The sequence below is a fragment of the Martinezella sp. CNPSo 3964 genome, from assembly GCF_057784375.1.
The window spans coordinates 136703-157764 of sequence record NZ_JBXSOW010000014.1 but is presented as its reverse complement, the minus strand read 5'-3'; the positions used below and the strand labels follow the sequence as shown (position 1 = coordinate 157764).

At 59.0% G+C, this 21062-nt stretch carries 18 protein-coding genes; 9 read left to right on the top strand and 9 right to left on the bottom strand.

Annotation, left to right across the window (positions count from 1 at the left end; translation table 11 throughout):
* Positions 1-137: 137 nt before the first annotated feature.
* Entirely contained in the window at positions 138-1337 is a 1200-nt protein-coding gene (locus tag AC13Q5_RS30945; RefSeq protein WP_488504262.1) for a low temperature requirement protein A, read from the top strand.
* On the opposite strand, the gene AC13Q5_RS30940 is transcribed toward AC13Q5_RS30945, so the two are convergent.
* Positions 1331-1816, bottom strand: a complete 486-nt coding sequence (locus tag AC13Q5_RS30940) for a MarR family winged helix-turn-helix transcriptional regulator (protein ID WP_488504261.1) — start codon at positions 1814-1816, stop codon at positions 1331-1333. The genes AC13Q5_RS30945 and AC13Q5_RS30940 overlap by 7 nt on opposite strands.
* 45 nt (positions 1817-1861) lie before the next feature.
* Here AC13Q5_RS30940 and AC13Q5_RS30935 point away from each other — a divergent pair, with 45 nt between their 5' ends.
* Positions 1862-2827 carry an alpha/beta hydrolase gene (locus tag AC13Q5_RS30935; protein ID WP_488504260.1) on the top strand — a complete coding sequence of 322 codons (966 nt, stop codon included), beginning with the start codon at positions 1862-1864 and terminating at the stop codon, positions 2825-2827.
* 58 nt (positions 2828-2885) lie between these two features.
* Complete coding sequence (locus AC13Q5_RS30930) at positions 2886-3494, top strand: pyridoxamine 5'-phosphate oxidase family protein (protein ID WP_488504259.1); 609 nt, start codon at positions 2886-2888, stop codon at positions 3492-3494.
* A 54-nt stretch (positions 3495-3548) separates the two neighbouring features.
* On the opposite strand, the gene AC13Q5_RS30925 is transcribed toward AC13Q5_RS30930, so the two are convergent.
* The 4 genes from AC13Q5_RS30925 to fumC all read right to left on the bottom strand — a co-directional run bounded on the left by AC13Q5_RS30925 (position 3549) and on the right by fumC (position 8657).
* The gene (locus tag AC13Q5_RS30925; RefSeq protein WP_488504258.1) at positions 3549-4616 is read right to left on the bottom strand and encodes a GGDEF domain-containing protein; all 1068 of its coding nucleotides are present in this window, start codon (positions 4614-4616) and stop codon (positions 3549-3551) included.
* Between the two features lie 198 nt (positions 4617-4814).
* Complete coding sequence (locus AC13Q5_RS30920) at positions 4815-6422, bottom strand: fumarate hydratase (protein WP_075850708.1); 1608 nt, start codon at positions 6420-6422, stop codon at positions 4815-4817.
* 162 nt (positions 6423-6584) lie between these two features.
* The gene (locus AC13Q5_RS30915) at positions 6585-7145 is read right to left on the bottom strand and encodes a nucleotidyltransferase family protein (protein ID WP_488504257.1); all 561 of its coding nucleotides are present in this window, start codon (positions 7143-7145) and stop codon (positions 6585-6587) included.
* Between the two features lie 120 nt (positions 7146-7265).
* Positions 7266-8657, bottom strand: a complete 1392-nt coding sequence (gene fumC, locus AC13Q5_RS30910) for a class II fumarate hydratase (protein WP_488504256.1) — start codon at positions 8655-8657, stop codon at positions 7266-7268.
* Positions 8658-9060: 403 nt separating this feature from the next.
* Here fumC and AC13Q5_RS30905 point away from each other — a divergent pair, with 403 nt between their 5' ends.
* Positions 9061-10959, top strand: coding sequence for a L,D-transpeptidase family protein (locus AC13Q5_RS30905; protein ID WP_488504255.1), 1899 nt, complete (start codon positions 9061-9063; stop codon positions 10957-10959).
* Positions 10960-11047: 88 nt separating this feature from the next.
* Here AC13Q5_RS30905 and AC13Q5_RS30900 read toward each other — a convergent pair whose 3' ends face one another.
* Both AC13Q5_RS30900 and AC13Q5_RS30895 read right to left on the bottom strand, forming a co-directional pair.
* A complete protein-coding gene (locus AC13Q5_RS30900; RefSeq protein WP_488504254.1) occupies positions 11048-12226 on the bottom strand; it encodes a TIGR02281 family clan AA aspartic protease in 1179 nt (392 codons plus the stop codon).
* A 173-nt stretch (positions 12227-12399) separates the two neighbouring features.
* On the bottom strand, positions 12400-13074 hold the full coding sequence (locus AC13Q5_RS30895) for an HAD family hydrolase (protein WP_488504253.1): 675 nt from the start codon (positions 13072-13074) through the stop codon (positions 12400-12402).
* A 195-nt stretch (positions 13075-13269) separates the two neighbouring features.
* Between AC13Q5_RS30895 and rpiA the strand changes: the two genes are divergently transcribed.
* The 5 genes from rpiA to AC13Q5_RS30870 all read left to right on the top strand — a co-directional run bounded on the left by rpiA (position 13270) and on the right by AC13Q5_RS30870 (position 18216).
* Positions 13270-13971: a ribose-5-phosphate isomerase RpiA gene (gene rpiA / locus AC13Q5_RS30890; protein ID WP_075850703.1), complete on the top strand. Its 702-nt coding sequence runs from the start codon at positions 13270-13272 to the stop codon at positions 13969-13971.
* Between the two features lie 13 nt (positions 13972-13984).
* Complete coding sequence (locus AC13Q5_RS30885; protein WP_075850702.1) at positions 13985-14539, top strand: DUF2059 domain-containing protein; 555 nt, start codon at positions 13985-13987, stop codon at positions 14537-14539.
* 183 nt (positions 14540-14722) lie between these two features.
* Positions 14723-16108 carry a glutathione-disulfide reductase gene (gene gor, locus AC13Q5_RS30880; RefSeq protein WP_488504252.1) on the top strand — a complete coding sequence of 462 codons (1386 nt, stop codon included), beginning with the start codon at positions 14723-14725 and terminating at the stop codon, positions 16106-16108.
* Positions 16109-16261: 153 nt separating this feature from the next.
* A complete protein-coding gene (locus AC13Q5_RS30875; protein WP_488504251.1) occupies positions 16262-17635 on the top strand; it encodes a class II 3-deoxy-7-phosphoheptulonate synthase in 1374 nt (457 codons plus the stop codon).
* 155 nt (positions 17636-17790) lie between these two features.
* Positions 17791-18216 (top strand): GFA family protein, encoded by a 426-nt coding sequence (locus AC13Q5_RS30870; protein WP_075850699.1) that lies wholly within the window; start codon positions 17791-17793, stop codon positions 18214-18216.
* A gap of 3 nt (positions 18217-18219) precedes the next feature.
* Here the strand turns inward: AC13Q5_RS30870 and AC13Q5_RS30865 are convergent, their stop codons facing one another.
* Together AC13Q5_RS30865 and AC13Q5_RS30860 are read right to left on the bottom strand one after the other, a co-directional pair.
* Complete coding sequence (locus AC13Q5_RS30865; protein ID WP_488504250.1) at positions 18220-18756, bottom strand: DUF1003 domain-containing protein; 537 nt, start codon at positions 18754-18756, stop codon at positions 18220-18222.
* Positions 18757-18949: 193 nt separating this feature from the next.
* Entirely contained in the window at positions 18950-20911 is a 1962-nt protein-coding gene (locus AC13Q5_RS30860) for an LTA synthase family protein (protein ID WP_488504249.1), read from the bottom strand.
* Between the last annotated feature and the right edge of the window lie 151 nt (positions 20912-21062).

Here is a 21062-nt window from a genome sequence, read left to right as displayed (position 1 = left end):
ATTTTAGGTCTGTTCGACCTAAAATCTGAATCCGCTCTAGCATCAAAGAAGTAGAGCGTGATGTCGTCCGAAAACCGCGTACACTTTTCGGCATCACGCTCTGGTACAATCTTCAGCAACGGCAACGGGGGCGCAGCATGATCCTTGGGGGTAGGGAAAATTGGCTTCGCGCCAAGGGCAGCAAGAACGAGAGCAAGGTCTCCTTCGTCGAGCTGTTTTTCGATCTGGTTTTCGTTTTCTCGATTTCGCAGCTTGCACATACGCTGGCAGAGCATTTTACCGTGCTGGGCGCGCTGGAAGCGATCATGCTGATCTTTGCGGTATGGTGGGTCTGGGTCTGCACGGCATGGGTTACGAACTGGCTCGATCCCGATCGCATGCCGGTGCGCATCATGCTGTTCACGTTGATGTTTGCGGGTCTCATTCTCTCGGCTGCGATCCCCGAAGCATTTGGCGAGAAGGCTATCTTCTTTGCCGGTGCCTACGTCTTCATGCAGGTCGGGCGCTCGCTCTTCACGGTCTATGCCCTCAGAAACGCCAGCCGGTCCAACTATCGCAATTTCCTGCGCATCAGCAGCTGGTTCATATTCTCGGGCATATTCTGGATTGCCGGTGCGCTGATGGAAGGTGAGACGCGGCTCGTATTCTGGCTGATAGCGCTCGTCATCGAATATTCGGCTCCCGCGCTCGGGTTTCGGGTTCCCGGTCTCGGTCAATCCACAACCGCCGACTGGGATGTCTCCGGCGCCCACCTGGCCGAACGTTGTGCCCTTTTCATCATCATCTGCCTCGGCGAGGCCGTTCTACAGGCGGGCAAGGTCTTTGCCGAACAGCCGGTCACGCCCTTGATCGTCACGGTGTTCATCACTGCCTTCGTCGGCACGGTCGCGCTCTGGTGGATCTATTTTCAGTTCGGCCACGAAAGGGCTGCGCACCGTATCGAGCACGACGACGTGCCCGGAAGCATGGCGCGGCTGGCGTTCACCTACGCACATATTGCCATTCTTGCCGGGATCATGCTGAGCGTCGTCGGCGACGAATTCCTGTTTGCGCATCCTCATGATCCTGCCGATATGCACGCGGCCGCCGCCATTCTAGGCGGCCCCCTTGTCTTCCTGCTCGGAAACCTGTGGTTCAAGGGTGTGACGACAGGCCGACCGCCGCTGTCGCATATGGTGGGGCTTGTCGGGCTGGCGCTGCTGCTTCTCACCTTGCCGATGGTCGTGGTTTACCAGCTCGGCATTCTCGCAACGGCCGTGCTGATCGTCGTTGCGATCTGGGAGTTCGCCTCTCTGAGCCGGGTGGTTCCCCCGGCTCGCTCCACCGGCGATCACTGATCGCCGACGGGCTCCAGCGGCTCACGCTCTTCCTGCATCAGCAGGCTGACGACGCGTTCCATATGCACGGTAATCGCCTCGCATTCTTCGATCGGCGCATCCGAGAGCATGCGGTCGATGAGGGCGGTCTGGATGGTCATGGCCTCTTCCGTGACGCGTCGACCCTCTTCGGTCAGATAGAGTCGCAGCACACGCTTGTCCTGTTTGTCCCCGCGGCGCTCGATCAGTCCGCGCTTTTCCATCTGCGGCAGAAGCATGCTCATGTTGGAGCGACCGACCAGCAGCTTGCGGGCAAGCTCCTGCTGGGAAATCGCTTCGAAACGAAACAGGTTGACCAGGATGTCGAGGTGCGGCGGCTTTATGTCGAGATATGCCAATTCCCGCGCCAGTGATTGCTGCATGAGCTGACAGGCGCGCGCCACGGCGATCCAGCTTCGAAAACGCGGATGGTCCCAGGGAAGGGATTGATTTTTGTTCATCGTTGTACTTTATTGTTCATAGTTGAACATTATTGGATTCCCACTATGCCATCCTTTGCGCTCAAGGTCACCCGGTCGGGTTTGTCCGGCCTCGAAAGGCTGTCTCCGCGGCTTGCCGGCAAGGCGGCCTTCCGGCTTTTCTGTCTGACGCCATCGCGTCGGCCGCGTGGCTCGAAGGCCAAGGCGGCGTATATGGAGGGCAGGCAGCGTCTTCTGGCGGCAGAGCGGGTGATGCTGCCGTTTCCGGGCGGTCGTGCCATGGCCTATCGTTTCAACGGTGGAGCCAAAGGATCGCGCAAGCGCTATCTCGTTGTGCATGGCTGGGGTTCCAGCAGTGAATACATGTCCGAGCTTGCTGCTTTCCTTGCCGACGGAGGGGCGGAAGTGATCTCGCTCGATCTTCCCGGGCATGGCCGTTCGGACGGACGATTCCTGAATGTGCGCTTGGCAGTTTCCGCCATCGTCGCCGCCTCGGCCCGCTTCGGAGCCTTTGATGCCGCGATCGGGCATTCTTTTGGCGGGGCATCTTTGACGCTGGCCTCTGCGGGCTTTCTGCCTGATATCGAGCCGCTTCGGCCGGGCAAACTGGTGTTGATCGGCGCGCCGAGCGCCATGGGCTGGCTGTTCAAGGATTTTGGCCGCCTGATGGGGCTTGGGCCGGCGACGCAGGCGGCTCTGGAAGACGAGGTTCGCCGGATAACGGGCAGGACGCTTGCTTCCTATGACCAGAAGCATGGCCGGCTCGATCCGAGCCGGCCGGTTCTCGTCATCCATGCCGAGGACGACAAGGAAGTGGGCGCCGATCATGCGCGCGGCTATGCTGCCGAGGGCGCGCATGTCCGTCTCTTCTGGGCCAATGGCTTTGGGCACCGGCGTATCGTCAGCGCCGCATCCGTGTTTGACGCCATCCAGAGTTTCCTTGCCGAAGATGTCGAAGAGGAAAATCCGCTCGAAAACCATGACGGGACGGTGCTATCGTTTTACCGAACCCCGCTGCGTCGCTCGTCATAGCAATATCTGCGTCGCGCGGGCTTTTGGGGCAGATCGCCACAAGGAGGCGCGAGGCAGCATGCGTATCGTTACCTCAGTCGAGGAACTGAAGGGGCTCTATGGAGATGCCGGCGCGGCGTCGATCACCAAGGTAACGAGCGTTCTGACGCCGCTCTATCGCCGGATGATCGAAGCATCGCCCTTCATGGCATTGGCAACGGTCGGGCCGGAGGGGCTGGATTGCTCACCGCGCGGTGATTTGGGCGGCGTCGTCCGCGTCGAGGATGAGAAGACCCTGCATCTGCCGGATTGGCGCGGCAACAACCGCGTCGATTCTCTCGCGAATATCGTGCGTGATCCGCGGGTAGCGCTGATGTTTCTCATCCCGGGATCGAATACGACGATGCGGCTCAACGGCCGTGCGGTTGTTTCGATCGAGCCGGCTTTGCTCGACAGTTTCGAGATGGATGGCAAGCATCCGCGCTGCGTCGTCGTCATCACGATCGAGGAAGTGTATTTCCAGTGCGCGCGGGCGGTGATGCGAGCCGAGCTTTGGAATGCGGAACGGTTCATCGATCCGACAAGCCTGCCGAGCCCGGGCATGATGCTCAAGGCTGCAAAGGCCGATTTCGATCAGGAAACTTATGATCGCGAGGCGCCGGCGCGGGCGGCCAAGACGCTGTGGTAAACAAGCCGCCGGCATGCTTGGGAAAGCAGCGCCGGCGGTTGGTTGGCTCGGCTTCTAATTCTTGTAGATGAGCCAACTTTTGGTGAAATCCTTCTGCATGCCTTCCTGATAGACGCTGCTGCAGTTGCGGCCGGCATTCTTGGCGCAGTAAAGCGCCAGATCGGCCTTGTTGTACAGCTGTCCCGAATCGGCTGCTTCCGAAGCCATGCAGATGCCAAGCGAAAGGGTGATCGGACCGTAGTCGACCCTGGTGCGGGAATTCGTGAAAGGCGTCATCTCCAGCGTGCGGCGGATTCTTTCGCAGACCGTCGTGACGTCTTCGACGCTGGCGGCTTCGAGAATCAGAGCGAATTCCTCGCCGCCGATACGGGCGACGAAGACATCGCGGCGCACATTGGCGCGGATGATGGAGGCGACGGTCGCGAGGATCTTGTCGCCGACCGGATGGCCGAATGAGTCGTTGATCCGCTTGAAGTGATCGATGTCGGCGAGTACCAGCGCTGTCGTGGGGCGGGTCAAATGATTGTCGAAGATGGAGATCAACCGGTCCTCGAAGGCGCGGCGGTTGGAAAGCCGGGTCAGCGCATCGGTGTTGGCGATGCGCTTGTATTCGTCCAGTTCCCTGCGGACCAGCTCCATTTCCTGGCTGCGCTGGGCGACGTTCTCGACCGTCTTTTCACCATGAGCCATGGTGTCGCCCGTCGCTGCGGCGAGCATGTCGATGGCGCCGCGCAGCAGTTCGGCGCTGTTATGGCTTCTGGAGCTTATGCTCTCGCAGGTCTCGCCAAGCAGGCGATTGTAGCTCAGGAGCGTCGTCTGCTCCTGGCGCAGCGCGCGCAGGACCGCGTCAAGCTCGGAGGTCAGGCGAGCATGCGCATCATCGAAGACGCGACCTGCGTGATGCGGAAAATATTTGGCGCCGATCTCGTCCAGCTCTTCCTGGGTGGCGCTCTTGCCAAGAGCTGCCAGTTCACGGGTAAGAGCGAGATTGGAGCCGATATAGGCTTCGTAGAAAAGTTCGTAATTGCGCGGAATAGGTGCGACACCCATGGATCGCATGGCGTATGTAATCTGCCCTGCCACGTCGGGAATTTGCGCCTTGGGCGCAATCGCCGTACTCATCGGTGAGCTCCGTAACATGTATTGGTTAAATCCCTTCTTTATCTATACAAAGATTCTTTGAGAAAATATTAAGGGCGTGATTGTGAAAAATCCTCTGTGATTACGGTTTTATTCGGAAATAATTACAATTGAAGGACGGTTTTACAGAAGGGGCGCCGATGCGCCCCTTTCGATATGTTCGATCGCAAGTGGTGATTTCTATCCTAGATTGAGTTCCTGGAAGAAATCGTTGCCCTTGTCGTCAATGACGATGAAGGCGGGAAAATCCTCGACCTCGATCTTCCAGACGGCTTCCATGCCGAGTTCCGGATATTCGAGAACCTCTACCTTCTTGATGCAATCCTGAGCAAGGCGTGCTGCCGGCCCACCGATCGAGCCGAGATAGAAGCCGCCATATTTCTTGCAGGCTTCGCGCACTGCACGCGAGCGGTTGCCCTTGGCGAGCATGACCATGGAGCCGCCGAAGGACTGGAACTGGTCGACATAGCTATCCATGCGGCCTGCGGTCGTCGGGCCAAAGGAGCCGGAGGCGTAGCCAGCCGGCGTCTTGGCCGGACCGGCATAATAGACAGGATGGTTTTTGAGATAGTCCGGCATGCCTTCGCCCTTTTCCAGGCGCTCGCGGATCTTGGCATGTGCCAGATCACGCGCGACGATGATGGTGCCGGTCAAGGAAAGACGAGTCTTGACGGGATGTGTAGACAGCTCCGCCAGGATATCGGCCATCGGCCGGTTGAGATCAATGCGGACCATCGATTCCGAAAGCTTGGCTTCGTCGATTTCGGGCATGTATTTCGACGGATCGGTCTCGAGCTGCTCGAGAAAAATGCCGTCGCGGGTGATCTTGCCCTTGGCCTGGCGGTCGGCGGAACAGGAAACGCCGAGGCCGATCGGCAGCGAGGCGCCGTGGCGGGGCAGGCGGATGACGCGCACGTCATGGCAAAAATACTTGCCGCCGAACTGCGCGCCGACGCCGAGGCTCTGCGTGAGCTTGTGGATTTCCTTTTCCATTTCGATATCCCGGAAGGCATGCCCGCTTTCGGAGCCTTCCGTGGGAAGACAGTCGAGATATCGTGTGGAGGCGAGCTTGACCGTCTTCAGGTTCATCTCGGCGGAGGTACCGCCGATGACGATGGCGAGATGGTAAGGAGGACAGGCTGCCGTGCCAAGCGTCAGGATCTTCTCTTTCAGGAAATCCAGCATGCGGTCATGGGTCAGCAGCGACGGCGTGCCTTGATACAGGAAGGTCTTGTTGGCCGAGCCGCCGCCCTTGGCGACGAAGAGGAATTCATAGGCGTCGGTGCCTTCCTCATAGATGTCGATCTGCGCCGGAAGATTGTTCTTGGTGTTCTTTTCCTCGAACATCTTGATTGGCGCGAGCTGCGAGTAGCGCAGGTTCTTCTTCTCATAGGCGTCGAGCACGCCCTTGGCCATCGCGCCGCTGTCGCCGCCTTCGGTCCAGACGCGGCGGCCCTTCTTTGCCATGATTATGGCGGTACCGGTGTCCTGGCACATGGGAAGCACGCCGCCGGCGGCGATATTGGCATTCTTCAGCAGATCGTAGGCGACGAAGCGGTCGTTGTCGGTCGCCTCGGGGTCTTCGAGGATCGAGGCGAGCTGTCTCAGATGGCCGGGGCGCAGTAGGTGGTTGATATCGGCAAAAGCGGTTTCAGCCAGCAGGCGGATGCCTTCGGGATCGACGGTCAGAATATCCTGGCCCTTGAACGTGTCGACGGAAACATAATCGCCGGAAATCTTGCGATAGGGGGTCGTGTCGTCGCCGAGGGGAAATAGATCGTCAGCCATGTGGGAACCTTTCAAGCCGTATGGGCGGGGAAGATGTTTGGAAACGATCTAAATCCGGCTTGCGTCAAAAGCAATTGCTGTTGGCGGCTTGGTTGTTCGGAGCGTCACTCGATCTATTCAGACGAGGAGGAGGTCTGCGCTTGATCCAACTTGCAGCGCTCTTCAATCACTTATAGATAGCCATGGCCATCTAGCCCGGAAATCAACGCATTTTCGCTTGAAGAGATCAGGCTGCACATTGGCAGGATTCACGCGCAATACGCCGTTCCACATGTCATCGAAGCCATCCGGCGCATACACGCTTCCGTCGTCAACTCTTATGCCGACGCGAGTACAGGAAATCAGATAGCGATCAATGCCTTCTTCCACGCGCTTGAGAGGCGGGTAGGGCTTTCCGAATTTTTCCGGATACCAAAGATGCACGCGAGCCTGATTTCGAATCTCGATCCGATCCGACAGACTTCCGAGAGCCTGCTTTACCGTCTGAATGACGTCGTCTTCGGCTTCCCACGACAAATCTCGATCGTCGAAATAGAAGATATCGTAGTCTTTGACACCCCAGGTCGGGGGACGCCCGCTCCTATAATTCCATAGTGTTTGAAACAGACATCCGGCGGTGAGGACGCATTGCGGTAATTTGAGGGGAGGAAGGCGAACAAGCAATTCTCTGTTGATCTCGTTCTCCAGCACATGCGCAACAAAGTCGGACGTCGTTATCGGCATCAGTGCCTCCATTCGTTCGCTTTATGTTCTGTGCGCTAGTGAGTCTCGTCAATAGAAAGAGGAATTTCCAGTAAGGACGCCCCAGCCATCGCTGGGGCGAAGTGTCTCCATCCGGTGATACTACTTTGGCCCGATCATTGTTTCCGGGCGAACGATCGCATCATAATCTTCGGCCGAAACCAGCCCGCTCGCCAGCGCCTCTTCCTTCAGGGTCGTACCGTTCTTGTGCGCCGTCTTGGCGATCTTGGCGGCATTGTCGTAGCCGATCTTCGGAGCCAGTGCGGTGACCAGCATTAGCGAACGCTCCAGACCAGCCTTGATGTTGTCCTCGCGCGCTTCGATGCCGACCACGCAATTGTCCATGAAGGAGACGGCGGCGTCGCCAAGCAACTGCACCGACTGCAGGAAATTGTAGGCCATCATCGGATTATAGACGTTGAGCTCGAAATGGCCCTGGCTGCCGGCAAAGGTGAGGGCGGCATTGTTGCCGAAGACTTGAATGCAGACCTGCGTCAGCGCTTCGCACTGGGTCGGGTTGACCTTGCCCGGCATGATCGAGGAGCCTGGCTCGTTTTCCGGCAACGACAGTTCGCCGAGGCCGGAGCGCGGGCCGGAGCCGAGGAGGCGGATGTCGTTGGCGATCTTGAAGAGTGCCGCTGCGGCCGCATTGATGGCGCCATGGCTGAAGACCATGGAATCATGCGCGGCCAGCGCCTCGAACTTGTTCGGGGCCGTGACGAAGGGCAGGCCGGTAATCTTGGCGATCTCGTCTGCCACCTTTTCGGCAAAGCCGATCGGCGCGTTGAGCCCGGTTCCGACCGCTGTGCCGCCCTGGGCGAGTTCGCAAAGGCCCGGCAGGGTCAGCTCGATGCGCTTGATCGAGGAGGCGACCTGGGCGGCATAGCCGGAAAATTCCTGGCCAAGCGTCAGCGGTGTCGCATCCTGCGTGTGGGTGCGGCCGATCTTGATGATATGGGCGAAGTCGGCCACCTTCTTTTCCAGCGCGGCATGCAGATGTTGCAAGGCCGGCAGCAAGTGATGAACGATCTGCTCGGCGCAGGCGATGTGCATGGCCGTCGGATAAGTATCGTTCGACGACTGGCTCATGTTCACGTGGTCGTTCGGATGCACGGGCTTCTTCGAGCCCATGGCGCCGCCGAGCATCTCGATTGCACGGTTGGAGATCACCTCATTGGCATTCATGTTCGATTGCGTGCCCGAGCCGGTCTGCCAGACGACAAGCGGGAAATGATCGTTAAGCTTGCCATCGATGACTTCCTGCGCCGCCTCGACGATCGTCTTGCCGAGAGCCGGATCCAGTTGGCCGAGCTCCATATTGGCGCGTGCGGCCGCCTGTTTGACGATGCCGAGGGCGCGGACGACCGAGAGCGGCTGCTTTTCCCAGCCGATCTTGAAATTGCCGAGCGATCGCTGTGCCTGCGCGCCCCAATAGCGGTCGCTGGCGACTTCGATCGGGCCGAAGGTATCGGTTTCGGTGCGGGTGGAGGTCATCTTCCTGGTCCTGCTTTCCATTGAGACAGATAGCAGCCCATATAGGCCCGAACGGCACCCAAGAAAACATCAAAGCGCCATTTGGTGACTTTGTTATTCAAGTTTTCTGCTAAGGCGGCGTGCTCTTTTTAACACGCCCCGCATATATTAATGGGGGCACATTTTCCGGCGCTTAAAAAGTCCCGGAAATTTCAATAAAAGATTAACCAATAATTTCATAATTCGGTGTGGACTGAGCGCGGAAGACGCCCCTGCTTCGTAACATGAAGTTGAGGCATTGAACGAAAGGCGGGTCTCGCCGTTTTCACTATGTTGGGTGTACGATGTCGATGGCATCGCGGCCGAGTTGAAGACAGCACCGTCAAGCTCGAAGTTACCGCACGATACAGGGACTGATTAGAGAATGAAACTTGCCTCCAAAGCCACAGCATCCGTCCTGGCTCTTTCCTGCTGCCTTTCTTCGATTGGCGCAACCTCCGCTAATGCTATGACGCTCATGGATTTCATCCGTGGCGGTCAGGGTCGTCAGCAGAGCACGCAGGTTTCGGCTCCGGTTCCTGTCAATCCGGCGCAGACGCTGAATGCCGACCAGCCTCCGCGGGCAAAGCAGCCGTTGCCCACCGTCGATGCGCCGAAATACTATACCTATAAGGCGGATGCGATGCGGTTGGTCTCGACCGCGCATTTTGCCGACCCAGTGGTGACCGGCGCTGTTGCCGATGCGTCCCCGACGCCGGTTGCGGTTGATACCGAAGTTTCTCAGCGCCGCTATCTGGCGGATGCGCGCGTCATGGCCACCAACGATATCGCCAAGGCGATCGAAGCCTATTACGCCGATCAGAGCAAGCCGCTTCTGTGGGTTGCCGATCATGCCGTCAGCGACAAGGCGAAGGCTGCCATGGCGGTTCTTGCCGATGCCGGTTCCGTCGGTCTCGATCCTGCCGATTATGCGGTGACGCTGCCGAGCGCCGATGCTGCGAATGCCGACCCGGTGATGCGCGATCGCGCACTCATGCAGTTCGAACTCGCGCTGTCGGGCAAGATATTGATGTTCGTTCAGGATACGGTTCGCGGTCGTCTCGACCCGAACAAGATCTCCGGCTATCACGACTTCAAGCGCAAGGACGTCAATCTGACGGCAATGCTCGATGTATTGCGCGCCAGCCCCGATGTCGCCGCTTATATCAACAGCCGCAGCCCATCCAATTCGCAATTCATGGAATTGAAGGCGGAACTGGCCAAGCTGCGTTCCGAGTCCGGAACGGACGGCAGCCACATTTCCATTTCGCTGACCGGTACGCTGAAGCCGGGCGACAGCTCGCCGGAAATGGCCAATATCGTCAAGGCGATCGAACATCGCGGTTCGGATGCGCTGAAGGCAGCTCACGCCGATCTTTTCTCAGCCTATCTTGGTACGCCGAGCTATACGCCAGAACTCGTATCGCTGGTCGAGGACTTCCAGCGGGAGAAGGGCCTGACGGCCGACGGCGTGATCGGCCCGTCCTCCGTTCGCGCCATGGTCGGCGAGAACAATGATGTGAAGATCCAGAAGCTGGTCATCGCCATGGAACAGCTGCGCTGGCTGCCGGACGAGCTCGGACCGCGCTATGTTTTCATCAATCAGCCGGCCTTCATGGTCTATTACTACAATAACAATCAGGAGCAGCTGTCGATGCGCGTCGTCGTCGGCAGCAAGCAGCACCAGACCTTCTTCTTCGAAAACCAGGTGCAGACGGTCGAATTCAACCCGTTCTGGGGCGTTCCGCAGTCGATCATCATCAACGAGATGCTGCCGAAGCTGCGTTCCGATCCGAACTATCTCGACCGCATGGGCTACCAGGTCGAAGTCGGCGGCCGCGCCGTCGCATCATCCAGCGTCGACTGGTATGGCTCGACGAAGAGCATTTCGGTTCGCCAGCCGCCGAGCAGCGACAACGCACTCGGCGAACTGAAGATCCTCTTCCCGAACTCGCATGCGATCTACATGCACGACACGCCGCAGAAGAGCTTCTTCAAGAAGGATATGCGCGCGCTCAGCCACGGCTGCGTCCGTCTTGCCGATCCGCGCGCAATGGCTGCCGCCGTGCTGAACACCACGGTCGACGACGTCGCCAAGCAGATCGCGACCGGCCAGAACAAGGGTGTCTCGGTGCCGCAGAAGTTCCCGATCTACATCGCCTACTTCACCGCATGGCCGAACAAGGACGGCGTCATCCAGTATTTCAACGACGTCTATGACCGCGATGCGGCCACGCAAAAGGCGCTCGATGCGACCTCGAAGGCGCGTACGGCTCAAATCTGAGTTCGGTTCGATCCCTGAATTAAAAAGGGCGGCCCTTCAGCCGCCCTTTTGTTATCTTGCTATTATGAGACGACCGCCCCGCGGTCGGCTATCCAGCTAAATCCTTAGCTTCGATCCGCCACTCCCGGCTGCCGAATGTAACGTCGAAGCGCGAAAGGAATGAACGGCCAAGCAACCCGTCGACTTCGTTGCCCAGCGCGGCGTTATCGTCGAGAACCACGGCCGTGATGTCACTGGCTTGGGTACGTCCGACCTTCACGGTGGCCGCCGTGGTATGCGTGGCTTGGGAGACGCCGTTCGCCGTCTGAAGGGATATGCCATTGTTGCTGTCGATCGGCAGCTTGGCTCGTGCGGCAAAGGCCTTGCTCACGGCTACGAAGCTGGCGCCGGTATCGACGATGAACACGCCTTCCGTGCCATTGACAGAAACCTTGGCGAGGATGACGTTCTTGCCCTGCGTCGGAAACCGATCGCTGCCGGTGGCATAGGTCGAAGCGCATTTTCCCATGGTTTCATAGAGCTTAATGATCCCGCGCACGACCGCTGTGTCGTTGCGATCGGGATTGGTGGAAACCCAAAGCTGAAGCGGCCCAATCGCCTCGCAATATTCTCCAAGCTCGCGGTAACTGGTGGAGATTCCCTCAAAGACGGTGCTGTTCAACGTGGCGACGTTGTCGGTCAGGCCGATGACCGAATAGTAGTCATCAATAGCGTCGCGATATTTCTTGGCGCTCTGACGAATGAGAGCCCGCTGATAATAGAAGTCGGGCATTGCCGGCGACATCGCAATCAGGTCATTGGCAGTCTTTAACGCTTCATCGAAATCGCTGAGATCTCCAAGTATGTTGGTGGCGGCACTTAGCGCGACATTAGAGGGCTTGCATTTGTTGGAAAAGGCGATGAACACCTTGGCCGCCTCGCGACGATAACCCTGGTTCTGCAGTTCCCCGGCAAATTTGTAGACGGCGTTCCAGTCGCAAGGTTCGCGCCGCAGCATATCGAGATAGGCCGCCATCGTCGCCCTGCCGGCAACGACGTTCGGCAAGGGGGTGATATCGAAATGCTGGTAAACAGCCATCAGCGCGGGATCGGTTGCCGCAGAAGTTGCTGTCTCGACATATCCGACGACACGGTCACCATAGAGGTAGAACCAGATACCCGCGCATAGCACTGCGCAGATAAGGAGTGTCCGAACGATTGGAGCAAACCATCCTCGGCGGTTTGGCAATCTACCGGCATTGCGGTCGTCTGGGTCTGCTGCGAGCAAGGGGGGCTCCACTATCGAGTCATCGTCCAGCTCAGCGACAGCGCGCAAGAAGCGCCTCTCTCTTGCGATCGCGATGCCAATAGTAGGACGTCGATAAGTTGTGGCCGAAGCGCGTGAATCGCGCAAGACCCACTACAACCCCACCATTCGAACCAACAGAGATTTTGGTGATCTCAGGCTGCGAGCAGCCCCTCGACCAGTTCCGGCGTCAGCTCGTCATAGTGATAGATGATGCGGCTCGGGCCGAGCGTTTCGACACCGACATCGGAATAGCCGAATGGGACGGCCACAGAAGGCACGCCAGCGTTGCGGGCGACGAGGATGTCGTTGATGCTGTCGCCGATCATGATCGTGCGTGTAATATCGCCACCAGCGCGTTCGACGGTGCCGATCAGGTGCTCGGCATTCGGCTTGCGCACGGTGAAGGTGTCACCGCCGGTAATGGCCTCGAAGTAATGGGTCAGCTCCAGTCGGTCGAGCAGCGTGCGCGCCAGCGATTCCATCTTGTTGGTGCAGACCGCCAGCTTGTAGCCTTGGCTTCTCAGCGTATTGAGCGCGGCGAGAAGCCCAGGATACGGCTGTGTGACGCCCGGCATCGTCTCGGAATAATGGGTGATAAAGCGCTGGAGGAGAGCCGGCAATTCTTCGGATGTCAGCGTGTAGCCATGCAGCTTGCAGGCTCGCTCGATCATCACCTGCGCGCCGTTGCCGACGAGATGCGTCACCTCGTCGTAGCTGATGGGCGGAAGCTTGAGGGCGGCGATCGTATGGTTCAGGCTGACGATCAGGTCCGCATGCGTATCAAGCAGCGTGCCATCGAGATCGAATACGACAAGGGGAGATTTCACGAGGAATCGGCCTTTGCATAGAAAAGAGTGCGTCTTCCGGAGTTAAAAGATCGCGCGGGCAATTGCAACCGAAGCACCCTGAAGCCTTGGGGAAGAGGGGCCGGGGATTTCTATATCGCGCCGTTATTTTGGCTTTCGTTTGACTGGAGAGCCGTGTAAACAGCAGACCAACGTAACAATGGGAGCAGGTGGCGCATGGACGCCCGCCAGATGAAAATCGAGGCTGCGAGAGCCGCGCTGGCATATGTCGAAAGCGGCATGCGGCTCGGGATCGGCACCGGCAGCACGGCGGAGGAGTTCGTTCGCCTGCTTGCCGAAAAGGTCGCGGCAGGCCTCTCGATCCAGGGCGTTCCCACGTCCGAGAGAACGGCCAAGCTGTGCACCGAGCTCGGTGTGCCGCTGAAGTCGCTCGACGAACTTCCCGAGCTTGATCTCACCATCGATGGCGCCGACGAGCTGGATGGCGCGCTGACGCTGATCAAGGGCGGCGGCGGTGCACTGTTGCGCGAGAAGATCGTTGCGGCATCGTCAGCCCGCATGATCGTCATTGCGGATCAAAGCAAGGTCGTCGAGACGCTCGGGGCCTTTCCGCTGCCGATCGAGGTCAATCCTTTCGGCCTCGTTTCCACTCGCATCCTCATCGAGAAGGCCGCATCGCGACTTGGGCTTTCAGGCGCTCTGAACATGCGCCACTCGGGCGACAGTCTCTTTGTCACCGATGGCGGGCATTTCATCGTCGACGCATCTTTCGGCCGTATTCCTGATGCAGAGGCGCTGTCGAGCGAGCTCTATTCGATTCCCGGCGTTGTCGAACACGGGCTCTTTATCCATATGGCGACACAAGCGATCATTGCCGGCCCTGCCGGTGCGCGCACGTTGCAGGCGAACAATACATAGGAGCACTCATCTCATGATCAAATTTGCGGGTCTTGGCCGTCTTGCCGCTGCAACCATCCTTCTCTCTGGCATTGCCTTTGGTTCCGTCAACGCTCAGGAAGTTTCCGAGGATCAGATCAAGGCTGCGCGCGCCGCGATCAACGCCCTCGGCATCACCAACCAGTTCGACAATATCCTGCCGAACCTCGCCGAGCAGCTGAAGAGCACGATGATCCAGGCAAACCCGAATTTCGGCGATGCGATCAACTCGACCGTCGACGCCACCGCCCTGGCGCTGGCCCCGCGTCGCGCCGATCTCGAGCGCGAAGCTGCCATCACCTATGCCAAGGCCTTCTCGGCTGACGAACTGAAGGCGATCGCCGATTTCTACGGTTCGCCGGCTGGCAAGAAGCTGCTCAAGGACGGCCCGCTCGCCACCCGCGAACTTTATAAGGCCGCCGATATCTGGAGCCAGGGCATTTCACGCGACCTCGCAAACCAGAGCAACGATGCCCTGCAGAAGGTCGTCAAGCAGCCGGTCACCACACCGGATGCCGGTGCTGCCGCTCAGACTGCGCCGAAGCAGTAAGCGACGGGTCTTTGCCGTGCTCGTTCCGGCAGGCAAATTTTGTCTTTTGGCGTGAGCGGCAGGCAGTTACAAATTCGAAGCCCGGATTGATTCCGGGCTTTTCTTTTTGCGGCGCGGCTCCCTATATGAGTGCCAACCCCCAATGGCGCTTTGCGCACATGTTCATGACCACAGGAGCCACCCATGCCTTCGTTTGATTTCGACCTTTTCGTGATTGGCGGCGGTTCCGGTGGTGTGCGCAGCGCGCGTGTGGCGGCATCGCTCGGCAAGAAGGTCGGCATCGCCGAGGAATATCGCTATGGCGGCACCTGCGTCATTCGCGGCTGCGTGCCGAAGAAGCTGTTCGTCTATGCCTCACAATTTAGCGAGCATTTCGAGGATGCCGCCGGCTACGGCTGGACGGTCGGCGAAAGCACGTTCGACTGGAAGAAGCTGATCGAGGCGAAGGACAAGGAAATCACCCGACTGGAGGGCCTCTATCGCAAGGGGCTCGACAACGCCAAGGCTGACATCTTCGACACGCGCGCGGAGCTGGTGGATGCCCATACAATCAAGCTGCTAAAGACCGGCCAGACGGTGACGGCGGAGACCATCGTCATCGCGACCGGCGGCCGGCCGAACCTGCACACGGCACTACCGGGTCACGAGCTCTGCATCTCCTCGAACGAAGCCTTCCATCTGAAGGAATTGCCGAAGTCGATCCTGATTGCTGGCGGCGGCTATATCGCCGTCGAATTCGCCAATATCTTCCATGGCCTCGGCGTCGAGACGACGCTGATCTATCGCGGTGCCGAGATCCTGTCGCGCTTCGACCAGGACCTGCGCAAGGGTCTGCACGAGGCGATGGAGGAGAAGGGCATCCGCATTCTCTGCCACGACATCATTCAAAGTGTCGAGAAGGTGGGGGGCAAGTTCAGCGTCCGGACGAAGAATGACAAGTCCCTGACAGTCGATACCGTCATGCTGGCGCTCGGCCGCACGCCGAATACCGAAAGCCTCGGGCTGGAAGCGGCCGGCGTCGCGATCAACGAGCAGGGCGCTGTCATCGTGGATGAATATTCGCGTACCTCCGTTCCGAATATCTACGCTCTTGGCGACGTCACCGACCGGGTACAGCTGACGCCGGTCGCGATCCATGAGGCCATGTGCTTCATCGAGACCGTTTACAAGAACAATCCGACACGGCCCGATCACGAGCTCATTCCGACGGCCGTCTTCTCTCAGCCGGAGATCGGCACGGTCGGCCTGACCGAGGAGGATGCAGCCAAGCGCTATCCGGAGCTTGAAGTCTATCGTGCCCAGTTCCGGCCGATGAAGGCGACGCTTTCGGGCCGTACCGAGAAGATGATCATGAAGCTGATCGTCAACGCTGCTGACCGCAAGGTGGTTGGCGCACATATTCTCGGCCACGATGCCGGTGAGATGGCCCAGATTCTCGGGATCACGCTGAAGGCCGGCTGCACCAAGGACGATTTCGACCGCACTATGGCCGTACATCCGACGGCGGCGGAAGAATTGGTGACGATGTATTCGCCGAGCTACCGCATTCGCAACGGCGAGCGCGTGTAACGCGCCCGTTTTCGCGCAGACTTCGGCTGCAGCATAAAAGATCAGCACAGTAGTTGCCCGCCTTTGCAAGCGGGCGGCAAAGGTTTATAAGCGCGCGTTATTTACGAAGACGGGACGCCCGGCCAAGATCGGGCGCGCAAGCAGGTGAGTGAGATGGCACAGAATTGGACCCCGAGCAGTTGGCGGCAGAAACCGATCCAGCAGGTGCCGGATTTTCCGGACAAGGCAGCGCTGGCAGAGACCGAAGCACAGCTGGCAAGCTATCCGCCGCTGGTTTTTGCTGGTGAGGCTCGTCGCCTGAAGGCGCATCTCGCCAACGTCGCCGAAGGCAACGGCTTCCTGCTGCAGGGTGGCGACTGCGCCGAGAGCTTCGCCGAGCATGGCGCCGACACGATCCGCGACTTCTTCCGCGCCTTCCTGCAGATGGCGGTCGTGCTGACCTTCGGCGCGCAGCTGCCGGTCGTCAAGGTCGGCCGCATTGCTGGCCAGTTCGCCAAGCCGCGCTCCTCGAACATCGAAACGCAGAATGGCATCTCGCTGCCGAGCTATCGCGGCGATATCATCAACGGCATCGAGTTCACCGAAGATGCGCGCATTCCCAATCCCGAGCGTCAGCTGATGGCTTACCGCCAGTCCGCTGCGACGCTCAATCTGTTGCGCGCCTTTGCCATGGGTGGCTATGCCAACCTGGAAAACGTGCAGAAGTGGATGCTCGGCTTCGTCAAGGACAGCCCGCAGGGCGAGCGCTACCGCAAGCTTGCCGACCGCATCGGCGAGACCATGGATTTCATGCGCGCGATCGGCATCACCGCCGAGAGCAATGCCAGCCTGCGCGAAACCGATTTCTTCACCAGCCACGAAGCGCTGCTGCTTGGCTATGAAGAAGCCTTCACCCGCGTCGATTCCACCACGGGCGACTGGTACGCGACCTCGGGCCACATGCTCTGGATCGGCGACCGCACGCGTCAGGCCGACCATGCGCATGTCGAATATTTCCGCGGTATCAAGAACCCGATCGGCCTGAAGTGCGGTCCTTCGTTGCAGGCGGACGATCTGATCAACCTGATTGATATCCTGAACCCGGAAAACGAGGCCGGGCGCCTGACGCTGATCTGCCGCTTCGGCCACGACAAGGTTGCCGACAACCTGCCGCGTCTCATCCGCGCCGTCGAGCGCGAGGGCCGCAAGGTCGTCTGGTCCTGCGATCCGATGCATGGCAACACGATCACGCTCAACAATTACAAGACGCGTCCGTTCGAGCGCATCCTGTCGGAAGTCGAAAGCTTCTTCCAGATCCACCGTGCCGAAGGCACGCATCCGGGCGGCATCCATATCGAGATGACCGGCAAGGATGTGACCGAATGCACGGGCGGTGCCCGCGCCGTCGGTGCCGAGGACTTGCAGGATCGCTACCACACCCATTGCGACCCGCGCCTCAATGCCGACCAGGCGCTCGAGCTTGCCTTCCTGCTCGCCGAGCGGATGAAGGGTGGCCGCGACGAGAAGCGCATGCGCGCTCACGGCTGAATGGATACGGATATGAAATGATGAAACGGGCCGGCTTTCCGTCGGCCCGTTTGTTTTTTGCTGCACGGATCAATCGCACTGAAAGAACGCTTCATTTCTTTGAGATTGACCCGACTGTCATTCTCGGGAAGGCTCCTTGAAAAAGGGGAGTGACGATGACGGACGAACACACGGGAGCCTGCCTCTGCGGCAGCGTACGTTTCAAGGCGCGTGGCAAGCTGCGCGAGGTTGTGGCCTGCCATTGCTCGCAGTGCCGCAAGCAGACCGGGCTCTATTATGCGGCGACCAATGTTGCGAGCCAAAATCTCGTCATCGAGGGAGAGGAAGCGATCACCTGGTATCGCGCCAGCACATTCGCTCGCCGCGGCTTCTGCAAGACCTGTGGGTCGGCGCTGTTCTGGGTGGCCGATAGCGCCGATGAAATATCAATCATGGCCGGTTTGTTCGACCAGCCGAGCGGCCTTGAGATAGGTTATCACATCTATTGCGCCGACAAGGGCGACTATTATGAGATCAGCGACGGACTGCCGCAATACCGGCAGGGGCGACCGGGATTGCTGACGGCCGGCCCCTCCGATTGACCCTCAGATACTGCCTTTTTCGGTAACGAGCTTGCTGAGCTTGGCGAGCTCTTCCCGCACCACTGCAAGCTCGGTCAGCACCTGCATATCGATCTTCTGGTGCAGGGACAGGACTTCCAGCTCGGACTTGAGATTGACCTCATAGTCCTTGGCGGCCTCGAAACGATCGCGTTCGGCCTGGCGGTTCTGCGACATCATGATGATTGGCGCCTGGATGGCGGCAAGCATGGAGAGAACAAGGTTCAGGAAGATGAAGGGATAGGGGTCGAAGGCCTGCGTGGCGAGAACCACCGTGTTGACTAGGCACCAGAAGACCAGGAACAGCAAGAAGGCGATGATGAAGGACCAGGAGCCGCCGACGCGGGCGATGCCGTCCGCTAGCCGCTGCCCTGTGGAGGACTCCGCCGAAATAGCAGCGTTGACGTCGGTCGATATGATTTTCCGCTCATGCGCTTTCTTGAGAACGCGCTTTTCGATGTCGCCGAGTTCATCGGCTGTTTTGTCGAAGTGCAGATGTACGAAATTGGGAAGATTATGCATTGGGAGGGCTCCGAGGGTCCTAGTGGCATTGAATGCAACTATTCGACCAATGGGCAGAAATGCAACGAGGGAAGGGTTTCAAACTCGATTGCGCATGGAGCCGCCGCGTGTGCCGCTTTGCCGCGGCCTCCCATATCCGGAGCATGTTCTTCTTGCAAAACGGCTGCGCTAGTTCACCATCGTGCTTTCTGTTCTAGCTATTCTCCAGGTCAACCAACTCCGCGTGTGACGGGAAGAAACGCTCGAGCCCATACTGGCGGCCAAACATCATGTCATGCTGCAGATAGCGATAGTCGCGCACCATCGGGTCTAGGCCCTGTTCCTTGCGCGCCCAATCTGGGAAGGCCTGATTGTCCTTTGTCGCAAGCTGATAGCGGTCGACGATGGTGTACTTCTTCTGCACGCGGCCAAGGAAGCCCGTGTAGAACGGATGTTCGTAGCCGGCGGTTTTCAGCAAGTGATACGGCAGCTGCGACGGGCTGATGGTGCCGATGTCCTTGCGGACACCCTTCTTGCTCGACCAGACGACGAGCGGCGTTTCATGCTCCCGCTTCATCACATCAAGCGGGGCTTTGCGGGTCGCCACCTGCTGCGGCATGTAGCCGGTGTTCGGATAGACGTTACCGAGCGGCGGCAGATGATCGCCCCAGAGGACGATGATGGTTTCGCGGTCGCGCTTTTCGGCCCAGTCCATCAACATCTTCAGGCTGTCATCGGCTTCGCGCACCCCTTGCGCATAGGTAGCGAGTGCGGCGCGGTCGTCATCGTTCAGATTTCCACCGATATCGACGGTGTTCTGAGCATAGCGGTTGGCTTCATAGGGGCCGTGTCCCTGAAGGGTAACCGCAAAGAAGAAGAAGGGGCGCTCGGCGGCGTCTCCTTCACGCATGATCTCCTTCATGAGGGAATCGTCGGCGGCGAACATGCCGCGCTTGTCCATGGCGGGCAGGGTTTCCTGAGTGTGAAACTCCTCGAAGCCGAAGGCGCGATAGACCTCGTTGCGGTTCCAGAACCAGCCGCTGAAGGGATGAAGCGCGCGCGCCGTATAGCCTTCGCCGCGGAAGAAGGTGGCAAGCGACGGCATCGGGCGGCGCACATATTGCTGATAGGGAATGCTGCCATAGGGCAGGAAGGCGTTGGAAAAGCCCGTCAGCGCCTCGAATTCGACATTGGCGGTCATGCCACCGAACTCCGGCGAAAAGACATGTCCCGATTGTCTGGCGCGGATGGTCGGCATCGGATCGGGCGTGAAGGCGACATTGGCAAGCCGCGTAGGGTCCCAGAGGGATTCACTCATCAGCATGATGACATCAGGTTTTTGGTGCGGACCGGAAAGATAACCGTAATTTCTCGCCGGCATGTCATCGATGACGCCAGGGCCATACCCGGCAGGCGATTTGACGTGCGCCATAGGCAGGTTGAGCGCGAAGGCGACGACGAATCCGTTATGGTTGTAGTTTTCCGTTTGATCCCAGACGATCGGAATGATGCCGAGCTTCTCGCGGATAAAGGAATATTGGGTCGGGTCCATCTGCGAAGCGAAGAGTGCTGTTAGCGGCACGCAGAGCGAAAACCGGCCAAGGCGCTCCTTGCGCGAAAGCACGGCGCTACGGCAGCTGATATAGCGCCAGACCACAATCAAGGTAGCCAGGCCGACGATGAGGCCGATCGCGAGTGCGGCGGCTGTCCAGGGGCGATCACTCACCATGACCGGCATCAGCTCCGTGATTTGCCGTGCGAACAGAAAGTCCGAGGGGTAGAGCGGATCGGAGAGAAAATTTTGCTTCTGGCTGGAAATGAAGGCAGGGACGAGCAGCAGCGGCGCGACGATCAAAGCTGACAGATGTGCGCGACCGACCAGGGCATCCAGCGTCAGCATCGCCAGCATGATAGTGGCGATGGTGGCGACGCCGGGACGGGATGTCGAAAGGAGATAGGTCCAGGCTGGGCCGAATTCGCCGCGCGCAACCCATTCGACCGTCATGACGATGGACAGGGAGAGAAGCAGGGTCAGCGCGAGGCTCAGGAGTAGATGCAGGCTGGAGGAGTTCTGCCTTGCCGCGCCGATCTTCTGGAAAAGGGCAAGCTTGCCCGCCAAGGCGGACTCGATGACCAATGCGACCAATGATGTCTCCGAATGCTGCACGTCGTTCATAAAATTGTCATGCTTCTGTCATGAACGGCGAATGAACCGCAAGGAGCGCTTGGTATTTTTCCGGGCAAAAATACCGCTTATGCGCGTGGTGCGATCTTTGATGCGTGTGGGGACAGGAAGGCGGTTGCGGAAGAAAGGTGCCATCGCTAAA

Excerpts from the sequence above, each read along its gene's own strand:
- AC13Q5_RS30945 (WP_488504262.1), top strand. The coding sequence starts at position 138 with ATGATCCTTGGGGGTAGGGAAAATTGGCTTCGCGCCAAGGGCAGCAAG.
- AC13Q5_RS30940 (WP_488504261.1), bottom strand. The coding sequence starts at position 1,816 with ATGAACAAAAATCAATCCCTTCCCTGGGACCATCCGCGTTTTCGAAGC.
- AC13Q5_RS30935 (WP_488504260.1), top strand. The coding sequence starts at position 1,862 with ATGCCATCCTTTGCGCTCAAGGTCACCCGGTCGGGTTTGTCCGGCCTC.
- AC13Q5_RS30930 (WP_488504259.1), top strand. The coding sequence starts at position 2,886 with ATGCGTATCGTTACCTCAGTCGAGGAACTGAAGGGGCTCTATGGAGAT.
- AC13Q5_RS30925 (WP_488504258.1), bottom strand. The coding sequence starts at position 4,616 with ATGAGTACGGCGATTGCGCCCAAGGCGCAAATTCCCGACGTGGCAGGG.
- AC13Q5_RS30920 (WP_075850708.1), bottom strand. The coding sequence starts at position 6,422 with ATGGCTGACGATCTATTTCCCCTCGGCGACGACACGACCCCCTATCGC.
- AC13Q5_RS30915 (WP_488504257.1), bottom strand. The coding sequence starts at position 7,145 with ATGCCGATAACGACGTCCGACTTTGTTGCGCATGTGCTGGAGAACGAG.
- fumC (WP_488504256.1), bottom strand. The coding sequence starts at position 8,657 with ATGACCTCCACCCGCACCGAAACCGATACCTTCGGCCCGATCGAAGTC.
- AC13Q5_RS30905 (WP_488504255.1), top strand. The coding sequence starts at position 9,061 with ATGAAACTTGCCTCCAAAGCCACAGCATCCGTCCTGGCTCTTTCCTGC.
- rpiA (WP_075850703.1), top strand. The coding sequence starts at position 13,270 with ATGGACGCCCGCCAGATGAAAATCGAGGCTGCGAGAGCCGCGCTGGCA.
- AC13Q5_RS30885 (WP_075850702.1), top strand. The coding sequence starts at position 13,985 with ATGATCAAATTTGCGGGTCTTGGCCGTCTTGCCGCTGCAACCATCCTT.
- gor (WP_488504252.1), top strand. The coding sequence starts at position 14,723 with ATGCCTTCGTTTGATTTCGACCTTTTCGTGATTGGCGGCGGTTCCGGT.
- AC13Q5_RS30875 (WP_488504251.1), top strand. The coding sequence starts at position 16,262 with ATGGCACAGAATTGGACCCCGAGCAGTTGGCGGCAGAAACCGATCCAG.
- AC13Q5_RS30870 (WP_075850699.1), top strand. The coding sequence starts at position 17,791 with ATGACGGACGAACACACGGGAGCCTGCCTCTGCGGCAGCGTACGTTTC.
- AC13Q5_RS30865 (WP_488504250.1), bottom strand. The coding sequence starts at position 18,756 with ATGCATAATCTTCCCAATTTCGTACATCTGCACTTCGACAAAACAGCC.
- AC13Q5_RS30860 (WP_488504249.1), bottom strand. The coding sequence starts at position 20,911 with ATGAACGACGTGCAGCATTCGGAGACATCATTGGTCGCATTGGTCATC.